The 18,141-nt window shown below is 69.7% G+C and carries 16 protein-coding genes; 12 read left to right on the top strand and 4 right to left on the bottom strand.

The annotated features are described in order from the left end of the window. The first annotated feature begins 24 nt into the window (after window positions 1–24). Window positions 25–1,938: an ATP-dependent DNA helicase gene (locus ET989_RS12385; RefSeq protein WP_131169525.1), complete on the top strand. Its 1,914-nt coding sequence runs from the start codon at window positions 25–27 to the stop codon at window positions 1,936–1,938. Between the two features lie 45 nt (window positions 1,939–1,983). On the opposite strand, the gene lexA is transcribed toward ET989_RS12385, so the two are convergent. Next, a complete protein-coding gene (lexA, locus tag ET989_RS12380) occupies window positions 1,984–2,787 on the bottom strand; it encodes a transcriptional repressor LexA (protein ID WP_131169450.1) in 804 nt (267 codons plus the stop codon). Window positions 2,788–3,132: 345 nt separating this feature from the next. Here lexA and ET989_RS12375 point away from each other — a divergent pair, with 345 nt between their 5' ends. From ET989_RS12375 to ET989_RS12365, 3 genes are all read left to right on the top strand, one after another. Continuing rightward, a complete protein-coding gene (locus ET989_RS12375; RefSeq protein WP_131169448.1) occupies window positions 3,133–3,516 on the top strand; it encodes a hypothetical protein in 384 nt (127 codons plus the stop codon). A gap of 289 nt (window positions 3,517–3,805) precedes the next feature. Next, window positions 3,806–4,306, top strand: coding sequence for a transcriptional regulator NrdR (nrdR, locus tag ET989_RS12370; RefSeq protein ID WP_131169446.1), 501 nt, complete (start codon window positions 3,806–3,808; stop codon window positions 4,304–4,306). A gap of 56 nt (window positions 4,307–4,362) precedes the next feature. After that, the gene (locus ET989_RS12365; protein ID WP_131169444.1) at window positions 4,363–7,218 is read left to right on the top strand and encodes a vitamin B12-dependent ribonucleotide reductase; all 2,856 of its coding nucleotides are present in this window, start codon (window positions 4,363–4,365) and stop codon (window positions 7,216–7,218) included. 95 nt (window positions 7,219–7,313) lie between these two features. Here the strand turns inward: ET989_RS12365 and ET989_RS12360 are convergent, their stop codons facing one another. Next, window positions 7,314–8,147, bottom strand: coding sequence for an inositol monophosphatase family protein (locus ET989_RS12360; protein WP_131169442.1), 834 nt, complete (start codon window positions 8,145–8,147; stop codon window positions 7,314–7,316). Between the two features lie 131 nt (window positions 8,148–8,278). Here ET989_RS12360 and ET989_RS12355 point away from each other — a divergent pair, with 131 nt between their 5' ends. The 3 genes from ET989_RS12355 to ET989_RS12345 all read left to right on the top strand — a co-directional run bounded on the left by ET989_RS12355 (window position 8,279) and on the right by ET989_RS12345 (window position 10,900). Next, window positions 8,279–9,109 (top strand): ABC transporter substrate-binding protein, encoded by an 831-nt coding sequence (locus ET989_RS12355; protein WP_206662345.1) that lies wholly within the window; start codon window positions 8,279–8,281, stop codon window positions 9,107–9,109. 79 nt (window positions 9,110–9,188) lie between these two features. Then, window positions 9,189–10,016, top strand: coding sequence for an amino acid ABC transporter permease (locus ET989_RS12350; RefSeq protein WP_131169438.1), 828 nt, complete (start codon window positions 9,189–9,191; stop codon window positions 10,014–10,016). A 5-nt stretch (window positions 10,017–10,021) separates the two neighbouring features. Beyond that, a complete protein-coding gene (locus ET989_RS12345) occupies window positions 10,022–10,900 on the top strand; it encodes an amino acid ABC transporter ATP-binding protein (protein ID WP_131169436.1) in 879 nt (292 codons plus the stop codon). On the opposite strand, the gene ET989_RS12340 is transcribed toward ET989_RS12345, so the two are convergent. Together ET989_RS12340 and ET989_RS12335 are read right to left on the bottom strand one after the other, a co-directional pair. Further along, window positions 10,901–11,413: a DedA family protein gene (locus tag ET989_RS12340; protein WP_241656341.1), complete on the bottom strand. Its 513-nt coding sequence runs from the start codon at window positions 11,411–11,413 to the stop codon at window positions 10,901–10,903. It lies immediately after the preceding gene. Between the two features lie 40 nt (window positions 11,414–11,453). Beyond that, window positions 11,454–12,725: an acyltransferase family protein gene (locus ET989_RS12335; RefSeq protein ID WP_241656345.1), complete on the bottom strand. Its 1,272-nt coding sequence runs from the start codon at window positions 12,723–12,725 to the stop codon at window positions 11,454–11,456. A 101-nt stretch (window positions 12,726–12,826) separates the two neighbouring features. On the opposite strand from ET989_RS12335, the gene ET989_RS12330 reads away from it, so the two are divergent. The 5 genes from ET989_RS12330 to ET989_RS12310 all read left to right on the top strand — a co-directional run bounded on the left by ET989_RS12330 (window position 12,827) and on the right by ET989_RS12310 (window position 18,112). Beyond that, window positions 12,827–13,756 carry an AEC family transporter gene (locus ET989_RS12330; RefSeq protein ID WP_165490166.1) on the top strand — a complete coding sequence of 310 codons (930 nt, stop codon included), beginning with the start codon at window positions 12,827–12,829 and terminating at the stop codon, window positions 13,754–13,756. Between the two features lie 15 nt (window positions 13,757–13,771). Then, window positions 13,772–14,701 (top strand): T3SS (YopN, CesT) and YbjN peptide-binding chaperone 1, encoded by a 930-nt coding sequence (locus ET989_RS12325; RefSeq protein WP_131169429.1) that lies wholly within the window; start codon window positions 13,772–13,774, stop codon window positions 14,699–14,701. Between the two features lie 111 nt (window positions 14,702–14,812). Next, window positions 14,813–17,194: a phosphoketolase family protein gene (locus ET989_RS12320; RefSeq protein WP_131169428.1), complete on the top strand. Its 2,382-nt coding sequence runs from the start codon at window positions 14,813–14,815 to the stop codon at window positions 17,192–17,194. 10 nt (window positions 17,195–17,204) lie between these two features. Next, window positions 17,205–17,600 (top strand): pyridoxamine 5'-phosphate oxidase family protein, encoded by a 396-nt coding sequence (locus tag ET989_RS12315; protein ID WP_131169426.1) that lies wholly within the window; start codon window positions 17,205–17,207, stop codon window positions 17,598–17,600. A 164-nt stretch (window positions 17,601–17,764) separates the two neighbouring features. Then, window positions 17,765–18,112, top strand: coding sequence for a hypothetical protein (locus ET989_RS12310; protein ID WP_131169423.1), 348 nt, complete (start codon window positions 17,765–17,767; stop codon window positions 18,110–18,112). The last annotated feature ends 29 nt before the right edge of the window (window positions 18,113–18,141 follow it).

Genomic DNA, 18,141 nt, shown 5'->3' with positions numbered 1-18,141 from the left:
GCGCCGCGCGAGGGCCAGGTGGCGATGGCCCGGGCCATCGACCACGCGTTCGAGGCGAACGAGCACCTGCTCGTCCAGGCCGGGACCGGCACCGGCAAGTCGCTCGGCTACCTCGCCCCGGCGCTGGCCCACCTGCACGAGCACCCCAAGGGCCGGGTCATCATCGCGACCGCCACCCTGGCCCTGCAGGCGCAGCTGGCGCACACCGACATCCCGGCCGCGATCAAGGCGGCCAAGGCGGTCACCGGCCGCGAGGCCACCCACGCGATCCTGAAGGGGCGGACGAACTACGCCTGCCTCCACCGCACCCTTGACGGGGCCGGTCTGGAACAGGAGTCCCTGCTCGACGGCGAGACCCTCGCCGAGGGCCTGCGCGGGGGCAAGGCCGACGCCACCTCCGTGCTGGGTGCCGAGGTGCTCGCCCTGCGCGAGTGGGTGCAGTCCGAACTGGACGCCGCTGGCGCGGGTGACCGCGACGACGCCCCCACGCACACCGCGGCCGCGTGGGCGCAGGTGTCGGTGCCCGTGCGCGAGTGCCTCGGCGTGACGTGCAACTTCTACAACGAGTGCTTCGTCGAGCGCTCCCGCGACACCGCGCGCAACTCCCAGCTGGTCGTCACCAACCACGCCCTGCTCGCCATCGACGCCATGCACGGCAACTCCGTGCTGCCCGAGCACGACTTCCTCGTCATCGACGAGGCCCACGAGCTGACCGCCCGCGTGACCGGGGCCGCCTCCCACGAGCTCAGCCCCCAGCAACTGGAGCGGGTCTCCCGCCGCTGCACCGCCCACCTGGACGACGACGACCTCGCCATCGAGTTCGCCGACCTCGGCGACGCGCTCACCGATGCCCTCGCCGATGCCCCGCTGGAGCGGATCGAGGATCCGGACTCGCCGGTCCTCGCCGTCGTCGGACGCGTCCGGGACGTCTCCCGCCGCGTCGTCTCGGCCCTGAAGTCGGACGACCCTGATGTGAAGCAGGCCGCGGCCGCCGCCAAGGAGGTCTTCGACGTCGCCGACGCGATGGCGGGCCTCAAGCCCACCGACGTGCTCTGGGTGAGCGAACGCGAGCGGTTCGGCCGCTGGCTGGTCGTCGCCCCCCTCGACGTGGCCGGCCTGCTGCGCGAGCGCGTCCTGTCACAGACCACCACCGTGCTCACCTCGGCGACCCTCAAGCTCGGCGGCGACTTCGAGTCCGCCGCCGCGTCGGTCGGGCTGCAGCGCGCCGAGCGCGTCCTCGACACCGAACCCGAGGACCGCAGCGGCTTGGAGTGGCGTGCCCTCGACGTCGGATCCCCGTTCGACTACGCGCGCCAGGGCATCCTTTACGTCGCCCAGCACCTGCCCAACCCGCGCCGCGACGGCATCACCCCCGAGGCGCTGGCCGAGATCGCCGAACTGGTGTGGGCCGCCGGCGGGCGGACGCTGGGGCTGTTCGCGTCCCAGCGCAACGCCGAAGCCGCCGCCCGGCACTGCCGTGCAGAGCTGCCCAGGATGACCTTCCTGTGCCAGGGCGACGCCCAGCTGTCGGAGCTGACGCGCCGGTTCATCGCCGAGCCCGAGGTGTCGCTGTTCGGCACGCTCAGCCTCTGGCAGGGCGTGGACATCCCCGGCGACACCTGCCAGCTCGTCATCATCGACAAGATCCCGTTCCCGCGCCCCGACGAGCCGCTGATGCAGGCCCGCCAGAAGGCGGTGGCGGACGCCGGGGGCAACGGCTTCATGGCCGTCGCGGCCAGCCACGCCGCGCTCCTGCTCGCGCAGGGGTCGGGACGCCTCATCCGCCGGACGAGCGACCGCGGGGTCGTGGCCGTCCTCGACCCGCGGCTGCGGACGGCGCGCTACGGCAGCTACCTCCGGGCGTCCATGCCGGGCTTCTGGTCCACCACCGACCGCGAGGTCGCGATCAACGCCCTGCGGCGCCTGGCGGAGGGCTGAGCCACTCCCCGGGCGCCAGGCGTCGCGCCCGCGGGTGGACGTGGCTCAGAGGCGACGCAGGACCGCGGTGACCTTGCCCAGGATGGTCGCCTCGTTGCCGTCGATGGGTTCGTAGGCGGGGTTGTGGGGGAGCAGCCACACCTGGCCGGGCGTCCGCTTGAACGTCTTCACGGTGGCCTCGCCGTCGATCATCGCGGCCACGATGTCGCCGTTGTTCGCCTCCGGCTGCTGGCGGACGACCACGTAGTCGCCCTCGCAGATCGCGGCGTCGATCATCGAGTCGCCCTTGACCTCGAGCAGGAACAGCGTGCCCTCGCCCACCAGGTCACGGGGGAGCGGGAGCACCTCCTCGACGCGTTCCTCGGCCAGGATCGGCCCGCCGGCGGCGATGCGGCCGACCATAGGCACGTTGACCGAGCGGGAGACGTGCACGTCGTCGCCGTAGCCGGACGCCGCGGGCGCCGCCTGGGCGGGGGCCGCGTCAGTGCTGCCGGACGCCGTGGGCAGGTGCACCATCAGGGCGCGGGGGCGCTTCGGGTCGCGGGAGAGGAATCCCTTGCCCTCGAGCACCTTGAGCTGGTGGGTGACGCTGGAGGGGGAGGCGAGGCCCACCGCGTCCCCCATCTCGCGGATGGTGGGCGGGTAACCGCGGGTTTCAATCGCCTCGCGGATCGTCTCCAGGATCAGTCGCTGGCGGATCGTGAGGCCGTGAGCGTCCTCTGGACCGTCGGGGAGCTGGCGCACCTTGCCGATGCGCGCGATCTCGTCGTCGGTGGGGCGTCCACGCCGGGTCTGCTTGGGGATCGCGGGCCGCTTAGCCGGGCTCCGCCTGTCGTCCGTTGTCGCCATGCGCCCAACGTAAGGGAATCGAACGCACTATTCAAACATGTGTTCGGGCGTGTTCGAACGCGTGTCGCCTCTTCGCCGAGAGCCCCGGGTTTGGATGTCGAGAGCTCCGGGTTTGGGTGCCGAGGGCCCCGGGTTTGGGTGTCGAGGGCCCCCGGGCTCTTCGAGGCTCGCTGCGCTCGCAACCTCAGTGACCCGGGGTGATCTTCCTTCTCCAGGAATTGTCAGAGCCGCCTGCGAGGGTTCATCACGTACCGAGGAACCGTCGAACGTCCGTGCGAATGGTGCTTGCAATAGCAGAGATGTTCGATAATACTGATAGAACAGATGTTCGAAGAAGGAGTCACGATGACCGCCCAGCTGCTGGAGTACACCTCTCCCTCCGACGTGCTCGTGCGCCGCGTCAAGGCCGCCCGCTCCGCGTCTGTGCCGACCGTCGCACCGCATCGTCCCGCGGCCGTCCGCGCCCAGGAGCGTTGGTCCGCATCGCAGGCCCGCGCGTGCGAGGTGTCGCGCCCGTCCGTCGCGCCGGCCGTCGCCCGGCGCGCCCCTCAGTCCACCCGCCTGGTGTGGACGCCGCGGGGGATGGCGGTGATGGTTATCCTGGTCGCCCTGGTGGCCGGGGTCATGCTCTCCACCATGGTCGGCGCCTTCCTCGCCGTCAGCAACGAGCCCGCCGTCGAGGTGCTGGCCCCGCTCGCCGCCGCGGGCCCCGTGACGCCCGGCCGCTGAGCCGCCGCCCGTTCCCACCGGCACGCCCAATGCCGCCAAGGCCCCGAGCCCCTAGGTTTGCGCGGGGGCCGCGTGGTCTTCCCGGTGCGACACGCCGAGGTCTCCGCCGTGGGGCGCGCCGAGAGGTTGCATTGGGGTGGGTCCACCTCCTAACCTCTACATGTAGTAGTTACACCGGTGTGTTTCGTCCACAGATTGTGGTCAGTCACACACAGGCTGTACACGGTTCATCCACACGTTCCTCCACAGAGGAGGATCGTTATGGCCTTGGCGAGGAGGTGGGTCCCCGGTGCATTGCCCCTACTGCCGGTTCACGGACTCCCGTGTCCTCGACTCCCGCGTCGCCGAGGATGGCAGCTCCATCCGTCGTCGCCGCGAGTGCCGCTCGTGTGCCAAGCGCTTCACCACCTTGGAGCAGATGCAGCTCGTGGTCGTGAAGCGGTCCGGCGTCGTGGAGCCATTCTCGCGCGAGAAGGTCGTCACCGGCGTCCGCAAGGCATGCAAGGGCCGTCCGGTCACCGAGGCTGACCTGGCCAAGCTCGGCCAGAAGGTCGAGGAGAGCCTTCGCGCCAGCGGGTGCGCCGAGATCCCCGCCGACGACGTCGGCGTCGCGATCCTCGGCCCGCTCCGCGAGCTGGACCCGATCGCCTACCTGCGCTTCGCGTCCGTGTACCGGCACTACGAGTCGGTGGAGGACTTCGAGGCCGAGATCGCCCGACTCCGCGCCGCCGGACCCACCGAGGGGGAACCGGCCGACGTGCCGGCCCCCACCGCAGACCAACTGTTCTGATATCCATCGCCGCCGGCGCGCGGTTCGCGCCGAACCATCACCTCAGGAGGAGAGAAGTGACCGAGACCAAGCAGGCACCCCGCCGGTCCACGGCCAAGCCCAACGGGCTGACCATCGACCGCGTCTACACGTCGGAGGGCGTTCACCCGTACGACGAGGTCACCTGGGAGCGGCGCGACGTCATCCAGACCAACTGGAAGACCGGCGAGAACGTGTTCGAGCAGCGGGGCGTCGAGTTCCCCGACTACTGGAGCCTCAACGCCTCCACGATCGTCACCACCAAGTATTTCCGCGGCGCCCTGGGCACCGATCAGCGCGAGAACAGCCTCCGCCAGCTCATCGACCGCGTCGTCGGCAAGTACACCGAGGCCGGCCGGGAGAACGGCTACTTCGCCACCGAGGCCGACGCCGAGGTCTTCGAGCACGAGCTGACCTGGATGCTCCTCCACCAGGTGTTCAGCTTCAACTCCCCGGTGTGGTTCAACGTCGGCACCAAGAGCCCGCAGCAGGTGAGCGCCTGCTTCATCCTCAGCGTCGACGACTCGATGGATTCGATCCTCAACTGGTACAAGGAGGAGGGCTTCATCTTCAAGGGCGGCTCCGGCGCCGGCCTCAATCTCTCCCGCATCCGGTCGAGCAAGGAGCTGCTGTCCTCCGGCGGCACCGCGTCCGGCCCGGTCTCCTTCATGCGCGGTGCGGACGCCTCGGCGGGCACCATCAAGTCCGGTGGCGCCACCCGCCGCGCGGCCAAGATGGTCGTTCTCGACGTCGACCACCCCGATATCGAGGAGTTCATCGAGACCAAGGCGCGCGAGGAGGACAAGATCCGCGCCCTCCGCGACGCCGGCTTCGACATGGACCTGGGCGGCAAGGACATCGTGTCCGTGCAGTATCAGAACGCCAACAACTCGGTCCGCGTGAACGACGAGTTCATGAAGGCCGTCGAGGACGGCACCGACTTCGGACTCCGCGCCCGCATGAGCGGCGAGGTGATCGAGAAGGTCGACGCGCGCGACCTGTTCAACAAGATGGCCAAGGCCGCATGGGAGTGCGCCGACCCGGGCATCCAGTACGACGACATGATCAACGCGTGGCACACCAACCCCGAGACGGGCCGCATCACCGCGTCCAACCCGTGCTCGGAGTACATGAGCCTCGACAACAGCTCCTGCAACCTCGCGAGCCTGAACCTGCTCAAGTTCCTCAACGACGACGACACGTTCGACGTGGAGAGGTTCGTCAAGGCGTCCGAGCTGATCATCACCGCGATGGACATCTCGATCACCTTCGCCGACTTCCCGACCGAGGCGATCACCCAGACCACCAAGGACTACCGCCAGCTCGGCATCGGCTACGCCAACCTCGGCGCCCTGCTGATGGCGATGGGCCGCGGCTACGACTCCGAGGGTGGCCGTTCGCTGGCCGCCGCCATCACTTCGCTGATGACCGGCACCGCCTACCGCCGCTCGGCCGAGCTGGCCGCGGTCGTCGGCCCGTACGCCGGCTACGCCCGCAACGCGTCCGCCCACCAGAAGGTCATGCGCAAGCACCAGGCCGCCAACGACGACCTCAAGGTCGTCGAGCAGATGGACGCCCCGGTGCACGCCGCCGCCACCCAGCAGTGGGCCCAGGTCGTCGAGCTTGGCGCCAAGAACGGCTTCCGCAACGCGCAGGCGTCCCTGCTGGCGCCGACCGGCACCATCGGCTTCATGATGGATTGCGACACCACCGGCATCGAGCCCGACTTCTCCCTGGTGAAGTTCAAGAAGCTCGTCGGAGGCGGATCGATGCAGATCGTCAACCAGACGATCCCGCGTGCGCTCAAGCGCCTGGGCTACCGCGACGAGGTCGCCGAGGCGATCGTCGCCTACATCGCCGAGCACGGCCACGTCGTGGGCGCGCCCGGCCTCAAGACCGAGCACTACGAGGTCTTCGACACCGCCATGGGTGAGCGCTCCATCAAGCCGATGGGCCACGTCCGCATGATGGCGGCCGTCCAGCCGTACCTGTCCGGCGCCATCAGCAAGACGGTCAACCTGCCCGAGACCGCCACGGTCGAGGACATCGCCGACGTCTACATGCAGGGCTGGAAGCTCGGCCTGAAGGCGCTCGCCGTCTACCGCGACAACTGCAAGGTGGGCCAGCCGCTGTCGGATGGCAAGAAGAAGGAGGAGCCGAAGGCGGAGGAGGCGCCCAAGCCGGAGGTGCGCGTCGAGTACCGTCCGCGCCGCCAGCGCCTGCCGAAGACCCGCACCTCCCGCACCACATCGTTCACCGTCGGCGGCGCCGAGGGCTACCTCACCTCCAGCCAGTACGACGACGGACGCCTCGGCGAGCTTTTCCTCAAGCTCGGCAAGCAGGGTTCGACCCTGGCTGGCGTGATGGACGCCTTCTCGATCGCGATCTCCATCGCCCTCCAGTACGGCGTGCCGCTGGAGACCTACGTCCAGAAGTTCACCAACCTCAAGTTCGAGCCCGCCGGCATGACCGACGACCCGGACCTGCGCATGTCGCAGTCGATCATCGACTACGTCTTCAAGCGCCTGGCGCTGGACTACCTCTCCTACGACGAGCGTGCCGAGCTCGGCATCTACACGGCGTCCGAGCGCGCCCGCTACGTGGAGACCGGCTCCTACATCACGGAGGAGGAGGAGGCCGAGATGATCGAGTCCGAGTCGTTGAAGAACGACGCGGTCGACGACATGCGGTTCGACGAGTCCGGCCCCAACCAGCCGACGCTGATCACGGCTGCCCCGGACCTGTCCGGCGCGCACACCACGGCCGAGCTCATGGAGCGAGTCACCGGGCACGCAGTCGACGCGCCACTGTGCTTCACCTGCGGCACGAAGATGCGCCCCTCGGGTAGCTGCTACGTCTGCGAGGGCTGCGGCTCCACCAGCGGCTGCAGCTGATCGAACGAGCGGACGCCCCCGACCCGGCTTGGGTCGGGGGCGTTCGTCGTTCCAAGGGGTTCCCGTCCGCCGCGCAGGCGCCCGCGACACCGACCTCAGGCGCTGACGATCGCCTCGAGGGCGTCCAGGATGTCCGGACGCCCCGCGAGGGTGAGTTCCCGCACCGGAGGCCCACCCCGCGCCCCGCGCACCACCAGGCCGGCCTCCTCGACGACGATCCACGCGGCCGCGTGGTCCCAGGGGTTCAGGCCGGCCTCGTAGTAGGCGTCCAGCCGGCCGGCGGCGACGGCGCACAGGTCGAGCGAGGCGGCACCGTGCCGGCGGATGTCGCGCACGAGCGGCAGCAGGCGCGCGACCGCCACCCCCTGGCGGGCCCGGACGCCCGCGTCGTAAGCGAAGCCCGTCCCCACCAAGGACCCGGCCAGGTCCACCGCGGGCGAGGCCGACAACGCCACCCGCGAGCCACCCCGCTCGAGGAACGCCCCGCCCCCTCGTTGTGCGGTGAACAGTTCGCCGTTGGACGGGTTGAACACCGCCCCGGCGACGGGCCAGAACCCCCCGTCGACGTGGGCGTCCCCGAGCACGGCGGCGACGCTGACGGCGAACTCGCCGTTGTCGTAGAGGTAGTTCACGGTGCCGTCGATCGGGTCGACGAGCCACGTGATGCCGCTGCTACCAGGGCGGTCGGCGCCCTCCTCGCCCACGATTCCGTCGTCGGGGCGCAGGTCGGTGAGGAGGCGGCGGGCGAGGTCCTCGCTGCGGCGGTCCATCTCGGTGACGATGTCGACCGGGCTGGTCTTGGTGCCGGCGACCTCGACGTGGGCGGGGCGCTCTTGTGTGACCAGTAGCCCGCACGCCCGGGCCACCTCGGTGGCGACCGCCACGAGGGCGTCCAACTCGTCGGGGGCCGGCAAACGCAGGTTCTGCATGTTTCCACCCTGCCACGGGCATGCATCGATCTGGTCACGTCTGGTGTCCGCCCGCGTGGCTGCTCTGGGCAACGGCGTTCGGTGGTGCAAGGATTCCCCATCATTTCCTTGACCCGAAAGAGGAAACTCGCGTGACCAAGTTCCGCTCCGTCGCCCTGGCCTTCGCCGCTGGCGCCACCGCCCTGTCCCTGACCGCCTGCGCCAACAACTCGGCCACGCCGGCTCCCGCCAGCACCGCCGCCGCGGGTGGCGCCGAGATCGCCCTGATCACCCCCGGCAAGCTGACCGCCTGCACCCACCTGGCCTTCAAGCCGTTCCAGTTCAAGGACGACTCCGGCAAGATCGTCGGCTACGAGGTGGACCTGATGGACCTCGTCGCCAAGGACCTCGGCGTCGAGCAGGAGATCGTCGACATCGCGTTCGACCAGATCACCTCCGGCTCCGTCTTCGCCGCCAAGAAGTGTGACGTCGGCGCCGCCGCCATCACCATCCGCGAGGAACGCGCCAAGGCCGCCACCTTCGCCGAGCCGCACTTCGACTCGACGCTCGCCCTGCTGGTCAAGACCGACTCCGGCATCACCAAGGTCGAGGACCTGAAGGACAAGCAGGTCGCCGTCCAGACCGACACCACCGGTAAGGACTGGGCTGAAGAGAACGCCGCCAAGTACGGCTACACGACCCGCGTGTTCGACGACATGCCGACCGCCACCAACTCGGTGCTCGGTGACGTCACCGCCGCGACGATCAACGACAACGGCGTGCTGTACGACTTCGCCAACGACAATCCGACCACCAAGGTCATCCAGGAGTTCGAGACCGGCGAGCAGTACGGCTTCAACGTCAGCAACGACAACAAGGCGCTGGCCACCAAGATCAACGAGGTACTCGACAAGGCTCGGGCCGACGGCACCTTCAACGAGATCTACAAGAAGTGGTTCGGGGTCGACGCGCCCGCCAAGTGACCCTGCACCCGCGGCGTCCGGTCGCCCCCGCGGGCGGCCGGAAGCCGGGGCGTGACGTCCCAGACCCGACAGGAGCACGATGACCACCACCACGCAGGCCGGAACCGTGCCGCGCAAGAAGCTCTCGCCCCGCAAGCGGGCGCAACGCATCCGCTGGATCCAGTACGCGATCCTGGCCGCGGTCGTCGTCCTCCTCATCCTCACCGTGGACGGCCGCCAGGTGCAGTCGGTGTTCTTCCGCACCGACCTCATCCAGGTCACCCTGACCTCGGGCCTCCCGCGCGCGCTGCTGAACACGGTGTTCTACACGTTCGGCGCGTTCGTCGTGGGCGTCACCCTGGGCACCCTGCTGGCGTTGATGCGCCTGTCGCAGGTCGCGCCCTACCGCTGGATCGCGTCCATCTACATCGAGTTCTTCCGCGGCGTGCCGGCCCTGATCGTCCTGCTGGCCTTCGGCCTGCTGTCGGTCGCGTTCCCCGGCCTGCGCTTCCCGCTCGACCCGTACGGCACCGTCTGGACGGCGCTGGGCATGGTGAGCGCCGCCTACATGGCAGAGACCATCCGCGCCGGCATCCTCGCGGTGCCGAAGGGGCAGGTCGAGGCCGCCCGCGCGCTGGGCATGGCCTCGGGCATGGCGATGCGCCGCATCGTGCTGCCGCAGGCGTTCCGGATCATCACGCCGCCGCTGACCAACGAGCTCATCTTGCTCACGAAGGACTCCTCGCTGGTCTACGTCCTGGGCCTGACGGCGTCCGCGTTCGAACTGACGAAGTTCGGCCGCGACATCTCCAACAGCAACGGCAACCTGACCCCGCTGGTGATAGCCGGCTTCTGCTACCTGCTCATCACCCTCCCGCTCACCTTCCTGGTGCGGCGCATGGAGGCCAAGGCCAAGAAGGCACGGTGACGGACATGACGACGACCCCGGCCCGGATCCCCACCGGCGACCGCCGCGACGAGATCCAGATCTATGACCTGCACAAGAGCTTCGGCGACGTCGAGGTGCTCAAGGGCATCTCGCTGACCGTCCACTCCGGCGAGGTGGTCTGCGTGATCGGCCCGTCCGGCTCGGGCAAGTCGACGCTGCTGCGCTGCGTCAACATGCTCGAGGAGCCCACGTCGGGACGCATCTTCATCATCAACGAGGAGATCACCGACCCGGACGCCGACGTGGACGCCATCCGCACCAAGATGGGGATGGTCTTCCAGTCCTTCAACCTGTTCCCGCACCTGACCGTCCTGCAGAACTGCACGATCGGCCCGATCGCGGTGAAGCGGGTGCCCAAGGCCGAGGCCGAGAAGCAGGCCCTCGACTACCTCGACCAGGTCGGCCTCAAGCACCGTGCGGACGCCTTCCCGGCGCAGCTGTCAGGCGGCCAGCAGCAGCGCGTCGCCATCGCCCGGGCGCTCACCATGGACGTCGAGATGGTGCTCTTCGACGAGCCCACCTCGGCGCTCGACCCCGAGCTCGTCGGTGACGTGCTCGACGTCATGCGGCGCCTCGCGGAGACCGGCATGACGATGATGGTGGTCACCCACGAGATGGCGTTCGCGCGCGAGGTCGCCGACCGCGTGATCTTCATGGACGGCGGCGTCGTCGTCGAGGAGGGCCACCCCGACCAGGTCATCGGCAACCCGCAGCACGAGCGCACGCGAACGTTCCTGGACCGGGTGCTCAACCCGACCCACGTGCACACCGGTGAGCTGGACCCCACGAGCGTCGTGGACCCCGCGGCGGGCGAGGCGGACGCCGAGGCCGAGATCCCCCAACGCACGCGGGGGCTGTTCTGATCAAGCGGTCTCCACCGCCGGTGCGGCGTCCGGACGCCGACGCTTGGCCTCACGGACGCGCCAGGTGATGAACACCACCAGCGCCGAGACGGCCAGCACGCCGAGGAAGACCGCGAGTGGGGGGTTGCGCTCCCAGACGAGGCCGAGGGCCTCGATGCCGGCGGTGCCGACGGTGCCGTAGACGAACGCCCACATCACGCACCCGATCGTCACGGCGGGCAGGTAGCGGGTGAGCGGCATGCGGGTGGCCCCTGCGGCGAGGTTCACCAGGGTCTGGAAGCCGATGGTCAGGAACGAGACCGAGACGACGGGCGGGCCCCACTGGTTGAGGCGCTGGACGGCCCGCTGGTAGCCGGGGGTCTCCATCATCCTCCGGGCGCGCGTGCGCTCCGCACCCCGGCTGATGAGGCGCCCCAACCAGTACGTGCCGTTGGCGCGCAGGAACACGATCATGAACAGCGCGCCGACGATCACGAGGTAGGGGGCGTCCCACGTCAGGGGGTTGAAGTTCACGTACATCCCTCTCGTCACAGGCCGGCTGCGGTGCGCGGGCCTACCGCCGGACCGCAGCCTGTGAGGCGTCCGCGGCCCGGACCATGAGCCAGGCCCCGACCAGCACCATCACCACGCCCAGCGTCGACCCGGGTCGGTCCCAGTGCACCACCGTACCCGTCTGCCAGACCAGGAGGGTGCCGAAGCCCAGCACGCCGAACGCAAGCACGGCCAGCGTGAGGTCCTGCCGCGGCCCCATCGGCGGGATCAGGCGCAGTTCCAACCGGCCCAGGGCGGGCACGATCAGGCCGACCGCGACCAGGGACGCCGGCGCCAGCACGGCGGGGGACAGCAGCAACGGTGCCGCCGCCGGCACCATGATGGCGACCAGCGTGAGGACCCCCCCGGCCAGCGCGATGCACGGGATGTGCCACAGGTAGACGCTGACCATCACCGCGTTCAGGACTCCGAGCGACTCGGCGGCCCGCTCCGGCACCGACCTCAGCAGCCCGGACCGTTCGACCAGGGCGAGCACGCCGCACTGGGCCAGCGCGAGGGCCGCCATCGCCAGCGTGGGCGGCTGGATGTTCGCGATCGGCAGGTCGGCGAAGCCCACCGAGGTGGGCGGGTAGCCGAACCCGAACACGAGCAGGCCCACCAGGGCCGCGCCCGCGACGACGGACGCCCACGCAGTCCACACCGGGCCCCGACGCCACCAGCCGCGCTGGTAGGCGATGCCGAACTGGTGCACCAGCGGCCAGACCAGGGCCATATTGAGGTTGCGCAGCTCCCAGCGGCCCGTGGCGAAGGACCAGGCGTCGACGGCGGCTGCCAGCACGGCCAGCACCAGCATCGGCCAGACGCCGAAGCGGTCGTGCAGCCGCACGGCTCTGGGCGCCACCACGACGATGCCCAGGTAGACCGTCACGAACCAGAGCAGCTGCATGAGCAGGCGGCTCAGCTCGGACGCCGCGTCCAGCGGGCCCGCCCACGCGGCCAGCGAGAACAGCACCGCGCAGAAGGACACGAACACGACCAGGGGGCCGACGAAGCGGCGTCCGCGGCTGGCGAGGTACTGGGCGGGGCTGTCCCCCTCACGGCGCATCCGGTCGATGGTGAGGGTGTGCGCGAAACCGCCGGCGACGAAGAACAGGGGCATGATCATGAGCACCCAGGTGAGCGGGTAGAGCCATGTGGGTGCCGCCCACGGCACCAACGTCGGCCCGGCGTCGGTCAGCTCGATGCGGTACAGCAGGGTGTGGAACACAACCACGACGAGCACCGAACACGCCCGGGCGACGTCGATCACATGGTTGCGTCCGCCCCCCGACATCACCGCGCCATGCTAGCGGTCGTCCGGTGGGCGACCTCGGACGAGCTCAGGGACCCGGGCCCGTGACACGCCCCGGCGGGCCGGACACTAGGGTGGCTGCCGTGCAGGGCGCGATCAGTGGCATCTCCACCATCTGGGTGGTCATCGCCGTGGGCTGGTTCATCGCCCACCGCGGGCTGGTCAACCAGCCGGGCCGCCGGCTCATGTCGACGCTCGCGTTCACGGTCGGCTCGCCCGCACTGCTGTTCTCCCTCCTGCTCGAGGCCGACCTGGCCCACGTGTTTTCGCGCACCGTCGTCGTGACCATCGCGGCGGTCGCGGTGGTGGGCGTCCTCTACCTGGCGGTCGCGATCCCGGCGTTCAAGCAGTCGCTGGGCGACGGTCTCATCGGCTTCATGTCGTCCTTCTACACCAACGCCGCGAACTTCGGCCTGCCCGTCGCGGTGGCGTTGCTGCAGGACGGCACGTGGGTGGCGCCCGTCATGCTGCTGCAGCTCGCGTTCATCATGCCGATCTGCCTGGCGATCCTCGACGTCGCCGCGTCGAGGCGCACGGGTAGGCGTACCAACCCGTGGAAGTACCTGCTCCTCCCGGTCCGCAACCCGATCACGATCGGCATCCTCGCCGGCCTCGCGATGAACCTGCTGGGCGTGGGCGTCCCCGACTTCGTCATGCGCCCGGTGGAGATGATCGGCGGCATCGCCCTGCCGCTCATGCTGCTGTCCTTCGGCGTGTCCATGCGGCTCGACCCCCTGCCCGGCAAGGGCCCGCACCGGGCCCCCCTGTGGGTCGCAGTGGCGCTCAAGGTCGTGGTGCACCCGCTGGCGGCGTGGGCGATCGGTTCGGCGATGGGCCTGCAGGGCACCGACCTGTACGCGGTCACGATCCTCGGCGCGCTGCCGACGGCGCAGAACGTCTACATCACCGCGAGCCGCTACGGCGAGGGTGAAATGCTCGCGCGCGACGCCGTGTTCTGGACGACCATCCTGTCCGTGGCATCGCTGCTGGTCATCGCCGCACTGCTGGGGTGAGGCTAGGTTGGGGCCGTGAGCGATGATCCCAGACTGACCTCCGACGTCTCCGACTTCGACTTCGACCGCTCGGCCCAGGAGTCCTGGCGCCGTTTCGGCGAGCGGCTGGCCGAGGTGCTGTCCGTGATGGACGCCGGCGCCACGCTCGCGATCGGCTCGCTGGCGGAGGCGGGGGAGGGGGCCCCCCACGTCCGCTTCCACTGCGCCGACGGTGGCGCCCTGACCGCGCACGCCACGACGGCCGGGCTGGGGGACGAGGCCGGGGCCGCGCTCGCGGCGTCCGGCTGGACGCCCGCGCCCAAGGAGGCCGGCACCTGGACACGGAGGGGCACCCAGGAGGAGGCCGAGGAGCTCGCCATGGCGGCCTCGGACGCCCTGCGCGACGTGCACGGCGTCCAGCACCCCGCGCTCCTGGCGCCCGACCAGCTCGCCGACATCCTCACGCCGGCGCCGACCGAGGGACAGCGCGCCGGGCAGGCGCTGGCCCATGAGCCGCAGCGGACCGAGCCGATCCTGGCCGCATCGGCCGAGGAACTGGACGCCGCCCTGCAGCGCGAGTTGACCCTGATGCTCGGCTTCGAGCCCCTGCGCGACGACGCCGGCGACCTCGCCCTGCGGGTCGGGTCGACGATGGTGCTCGTCCGCGCCGCGCCCGACGCCCAGGAGGTGCTGGTCTTCTCCCCGCTCGTGCACGACGTGGAGGGGCGCTCGCGGGCCATGGAGGTCCTCAGCGACCTCAATACCGACTCCCGGTGGGTGCGGTTCCAGCTCATCCGCGACCGGGTGTACGTCAGCATGTCGGTGCCGGCGGACCCCCTCATCCCGGCGCACCTGCACCGGGCCTTCCAGGTGGTCTCGCTGGTGAGCGACAGCATCGACGACGCGCTGGCGCAGAAGCTGCGCGGGCGGACCACGTTCGAGGGCGAGGAGCAGGATCCGGCCTAGGTACGGGCCGGTCCTCTCGCCGTGGGGATTGTTGACGTGGTGAGTATTAGTTATCACGACAATAAGTGCCAAGAGCTGCCCATTCCGCGGCCCGCCGGTTAGCGTGAGGACATGGCAGAGCTACTCCCGAAACTGGACGACTCCGAACTCGCCTCGATCGACGCCTGGTGGCGCGCGAACAACTACCTGACGGTGGGCATGATCTACCTGCAGGCGAACCCGTTGCTCCGCGAGCCCCTCCGCCCCGACCACATCAAGCCCCGCCTGCTGGGCCACTGGGGCACCTCGCCCGGCCTGGCCTTCATCTGGGCGCACGCCTCCCGCCTCATCAAGCGCACCGGCCAGAAGTGCCTCTATGTCACCGGCCCCGGCCACGGCGGCCCTTCCATCGTGGGCGCCTCCTACCTCGAGGGCACCTACACCCCGGCCTTCCCGTACGCCACACAGGACGCCGAGGGCATGCTCAAGCTGTTCCGGACGTTCTCCGCGCCCGGCGGGATCCCCTCGCACGCCTCGGTGACCACGCCCGGCTCCATCCACGAGGGCGGCGAGCTCGGCTACGCGCTGATCCACGCGTTCGGCTCCGTCTTCGACAACCCCGACCTGCTCACGATCGCCGTCGTCGGCGACGGCGAGGCCGAGACCGGCCCGCTGGAAGGCTCCTGGAAGGGCATCTCCTTCCTGAATCCCGAGCGCGACGGCGCCGTGCTGCCCGTCCTGCACCTCAACGGCGGCAAGATCGCCGCCCCGACCGTCCTGGCACGCAAGCCGCGCGAGGAGGTCACCAAGCTCTTCGAGGGCCACGGCTACGAGGTCATCGAGGTCGAGGGCGAGGACACCCCCGGCATGCACCACCGCTTCGCCGAAGCGCTGGCCACCGCCTACGCCAAGATCAAGGACATCCAGGACGCCGCCCGCACCGGTTCGTGGGACGGGACGCGCCCGGTCTGGCCGATGATCATCCTCCGCAGCCCCAAGGGCTGGACCGGCCCGAAGGAGTTCGAGGGCAAGAAGATGGAGGGCACGTGGCGCAGCCACCAAGTGCCCCTGTCCGGCGTCAAGACCGACCCCGAGCACCTCCAGCAGCTCGAGGCATGGATGCGCTCCTATAACCTCGACGAGCTCTTCAACGAGGATGGCTCGCCGACCGACCTGGTCAAGTCGGCGAACCCCGACGACCCCGACATGACCATGTCCGGGACGCCGTACGCCAACGGCGGCAAGCTCATGAGACCCCTCGAGATGCCCGACTTCCGCGCGATGGCGGTGGCGGTCGAGCAGCGGGCCACCGAGCGCGTCGAGTCGACCCGCAAGCTCGGCGAGTTCATGCGCGAGCTCTACCGGCTCAACCCAGAGACGTTCCGGCTGTTCTGTCCCGACGAGACCAACTCGAACCGGCTGGGTGCCGTGTTCGAGGCGTCCGACCGGACGTGGATGGAGGAGGTCACGGACGACGACGAGAAGCTGTCGCGCAACGGTCGGGTGATGGAGGTGCTCAGCGAGCACAACACCCACGGCTGGCTCGAGGCGTACAACCTCACCGGACGCCACGGCCTGTTCGCCACCTACGAGGCGTTCGCGATGGTGTCGGCGTCCCAGACGATCCAGCACGGAAAGTGGCTGCAGGAGGCCGGCGAGCTCGATTGGCGTGAATCCATCCCGAGCCTCAACATCCTGCTCAGCTCGACCGCGTGGCGCAACGACCACAACGGCTTCAGCCACCAGGGGCCGGGCATGCTGCAGCTCCTGCTGAACATGGGGCCGAAGGTGGCGCGGGTCTACCTGCCGCCGGACGCGAACTCCCTGCTGTGGGTGGCCGACCACTGCTTCCGGTCGACCGATTACGTCAACCTGATCGTGCAGGACAAGCAGCCCCAGCCCCAGTGGCTGACGATGGAGGAGGCCATCGACCACTGCACGCGCGGCGCCTCGGTGTGGGAGTGGGCCGGCAACGAGGACCAGTTTGGCCCTGGCCAGCCCGACATCGTGCTCGCGTGTGCCGGCGACATCATGACGATGGAGACGGTCGCGGCGGCGGAGATCATCAAGGCCAAGCTGCCGGCGATGCGGATCCGCGTGGTGAACGTGGTGAACCTGATGACGCTCCGGCGTCCCAAGGACCACCCGCAGGGCATGAGCGAGACGCTGTTCCGCGAACTGTTCACCGACACCCAGGACGTGGTGTTCGCGTTCCACGGCTACCCGGGCGGCATCCATCAGCTCATGCACGGGCGTCCGGACGCCGACCGGTTCCGCGTGCGCGGCTTCATCGAGCAGGGGACGACGACCACGCCGTTCGACATGGTCGTGAAGAACCGGGCCTCCCGCTACCACCTCGTCATCGACGCCATCAACAACGCCAAGGCGTTGCCCGCCGGCGCCGACGACCTCAAGAAGTGGTGCGAGGCACAACTGGCCCGACACGAGGAGTACATCGTCGAGCACCTCGAGGACATGCCCGAGGTGCGCGACTGGACCCTGTCGGAACTGTAAGCTCCCATCCGTGAATCCCCTTGGATACTTCGTGACCATCGACCCGGACGAGTGTCGCAGCCTGATCGGCGACGCCACCGTCGGTCGTGTGTCGTGGGTGTCGCAGTCGCGTGGCATCCAGGTGCTGCCGGTCAACTTCGTGCTGGTCGGGAACCGCATCGTCTTCCGCGTGGCAGAGGGAACCATCCTGCAGGAGCTCACCCAGCCGGTGGAGGTGGCGTTCCAGGTCGACGACCTGGACGCGTCGACCGCCACCGGCTGGGCCGTCCTTGTCCAGGGCACCACGCGTGCCTGGGACGGGGAGCTGCCCATCACCAACGCCTGGGCCCTCGGTCGCCGCGAGCTCGGCATCGCCATCGAGGCCACCGCCTGGTCGGGCCGTTCGGTCTCCGCCGACGCCGGCTGAGGGCGCCCCGGCCGGCTGAGCCTGTCGAACCCTACGGCTGGCTGACCCGCACCCCTCGGGTGTGCAGTTCGAGCTCACAGAACCATCGCCACAGCGACAGTTCCGTGAGCTCGAACTGCACACCACCCGGGCCCTCCCCATCCGTGGTCCGTAGACTCGCCCGCATGCCCTACCCGCACACGCGCCGCGACGATCTCGTCGAGAACCTCCACGGCACCCAGGTCGCCGACCCCTACCGCTGGCTCGAGGACGCCGACGACCCCGCCGCGACCGCGTGGGTTGCCGAGCAGCAGGCCCACGCCGAGGCGGCGCTGTCCGAGCTGCCGGCCCGGGCGTGGTTCACCGAGCTCATGGGCCGCATCGAGGCGGTCACACTCGTGGGCCTGACGCCCTGGGGAGAGATGACCTCCCTCCAGCGCTCCTGCGACCTCTACACGTGGCAGACGGGCCCCGACGACGGCACCACGCTGGGCTGGACGCCGGGGGACAAGGCCAAGGCCCTGCTGAGCTGAGGACGCCGGCATCAGGGATGTCAGCGGGT

Source organism: Propioniciclava sinopodophylli, from assembly GCF_004324755.1.
Classification (GTDB): domain Bacteria; phylum Actinomycetota; class Actinomycetes; order Propionibacteriales; family Propionibacteriaceae; genus Propioniciclava; species Propioniciclava sinopodophylli.
Note: the sequence above shows the minus strand (reverse complement) of the source record. Positions and strands in the feature narration are given on the sequence as shown.

What these genes read in the sequence shown, in the direction of transcription:
- ET989_RS12385 (WP_131169525.1), top strand. Translation starts at nt 25, where the DNA reads ATGGCCCGGGCCATCGACCACGCGTTCGAGGCGAACGAGCACCTGCTC.
- lexA (WP_131169450.1), bottom strand. Translation starts at nt 2,787, where the DNA reads ATGGCGACAACGGACGACAGGCGGAGCCCGGCTAAGCGGCCCGCGATC.
- ET989_RS12375 (WP_131169448.1), top strand. Translation starts at nt 3,133, where the DNA reads ATGACCGCCCAGCTGCTGGAGTACACCTCTCCCTCCGACGTGCTCGTG.
- ET989_RS12360 (WP_131169442.1), bottom strand. Translation starts at nt 8,147, where the DNA reads ATGCAGAACCTGCGTTTGCCGGCCCCCGACGAGTTGGACGCCCTCGTG.
- ET989_RS12350 (WP_131169438.1), top strand. Translation starts at nt 9,189, where the DNA reads ATGACCACCACCACGCAGGCCGGAACCGTGCCGCGCAAGAAGCTCTCG.
- ET989_RS12345 (WP_131169436.1), top strand. Translation starts at nt 10,022, where the DNA reads ATGACGACGACCCCGGCCCGGATCCCCACCGGCGACCGCCGCGACGAG.
- ET989_RS12335 (WP_241656345.1), bottom strand. Translation starts at nt 12,725, where the DNA reads ATGTCGGGGGGCGGACGCAACCATGTGATCGACGTCGCCCGGGCGTGT.
- ET989_RS12320 (WP_131169428.1), top strand. Translation starts at nt 14,813, where the DNA reads ATGGCAGAGCTACTCCCGAAACTGGACGACTCCGAACTCGCCTCGATC.
- ET989_RS12310 (WP_131169423.1), top strand. Translation starts at nt 17,765, where the DNA reads ATGCCCTACCCGCACACGCGCCGCGACGATCTCGTCGAGAACCTCCAC.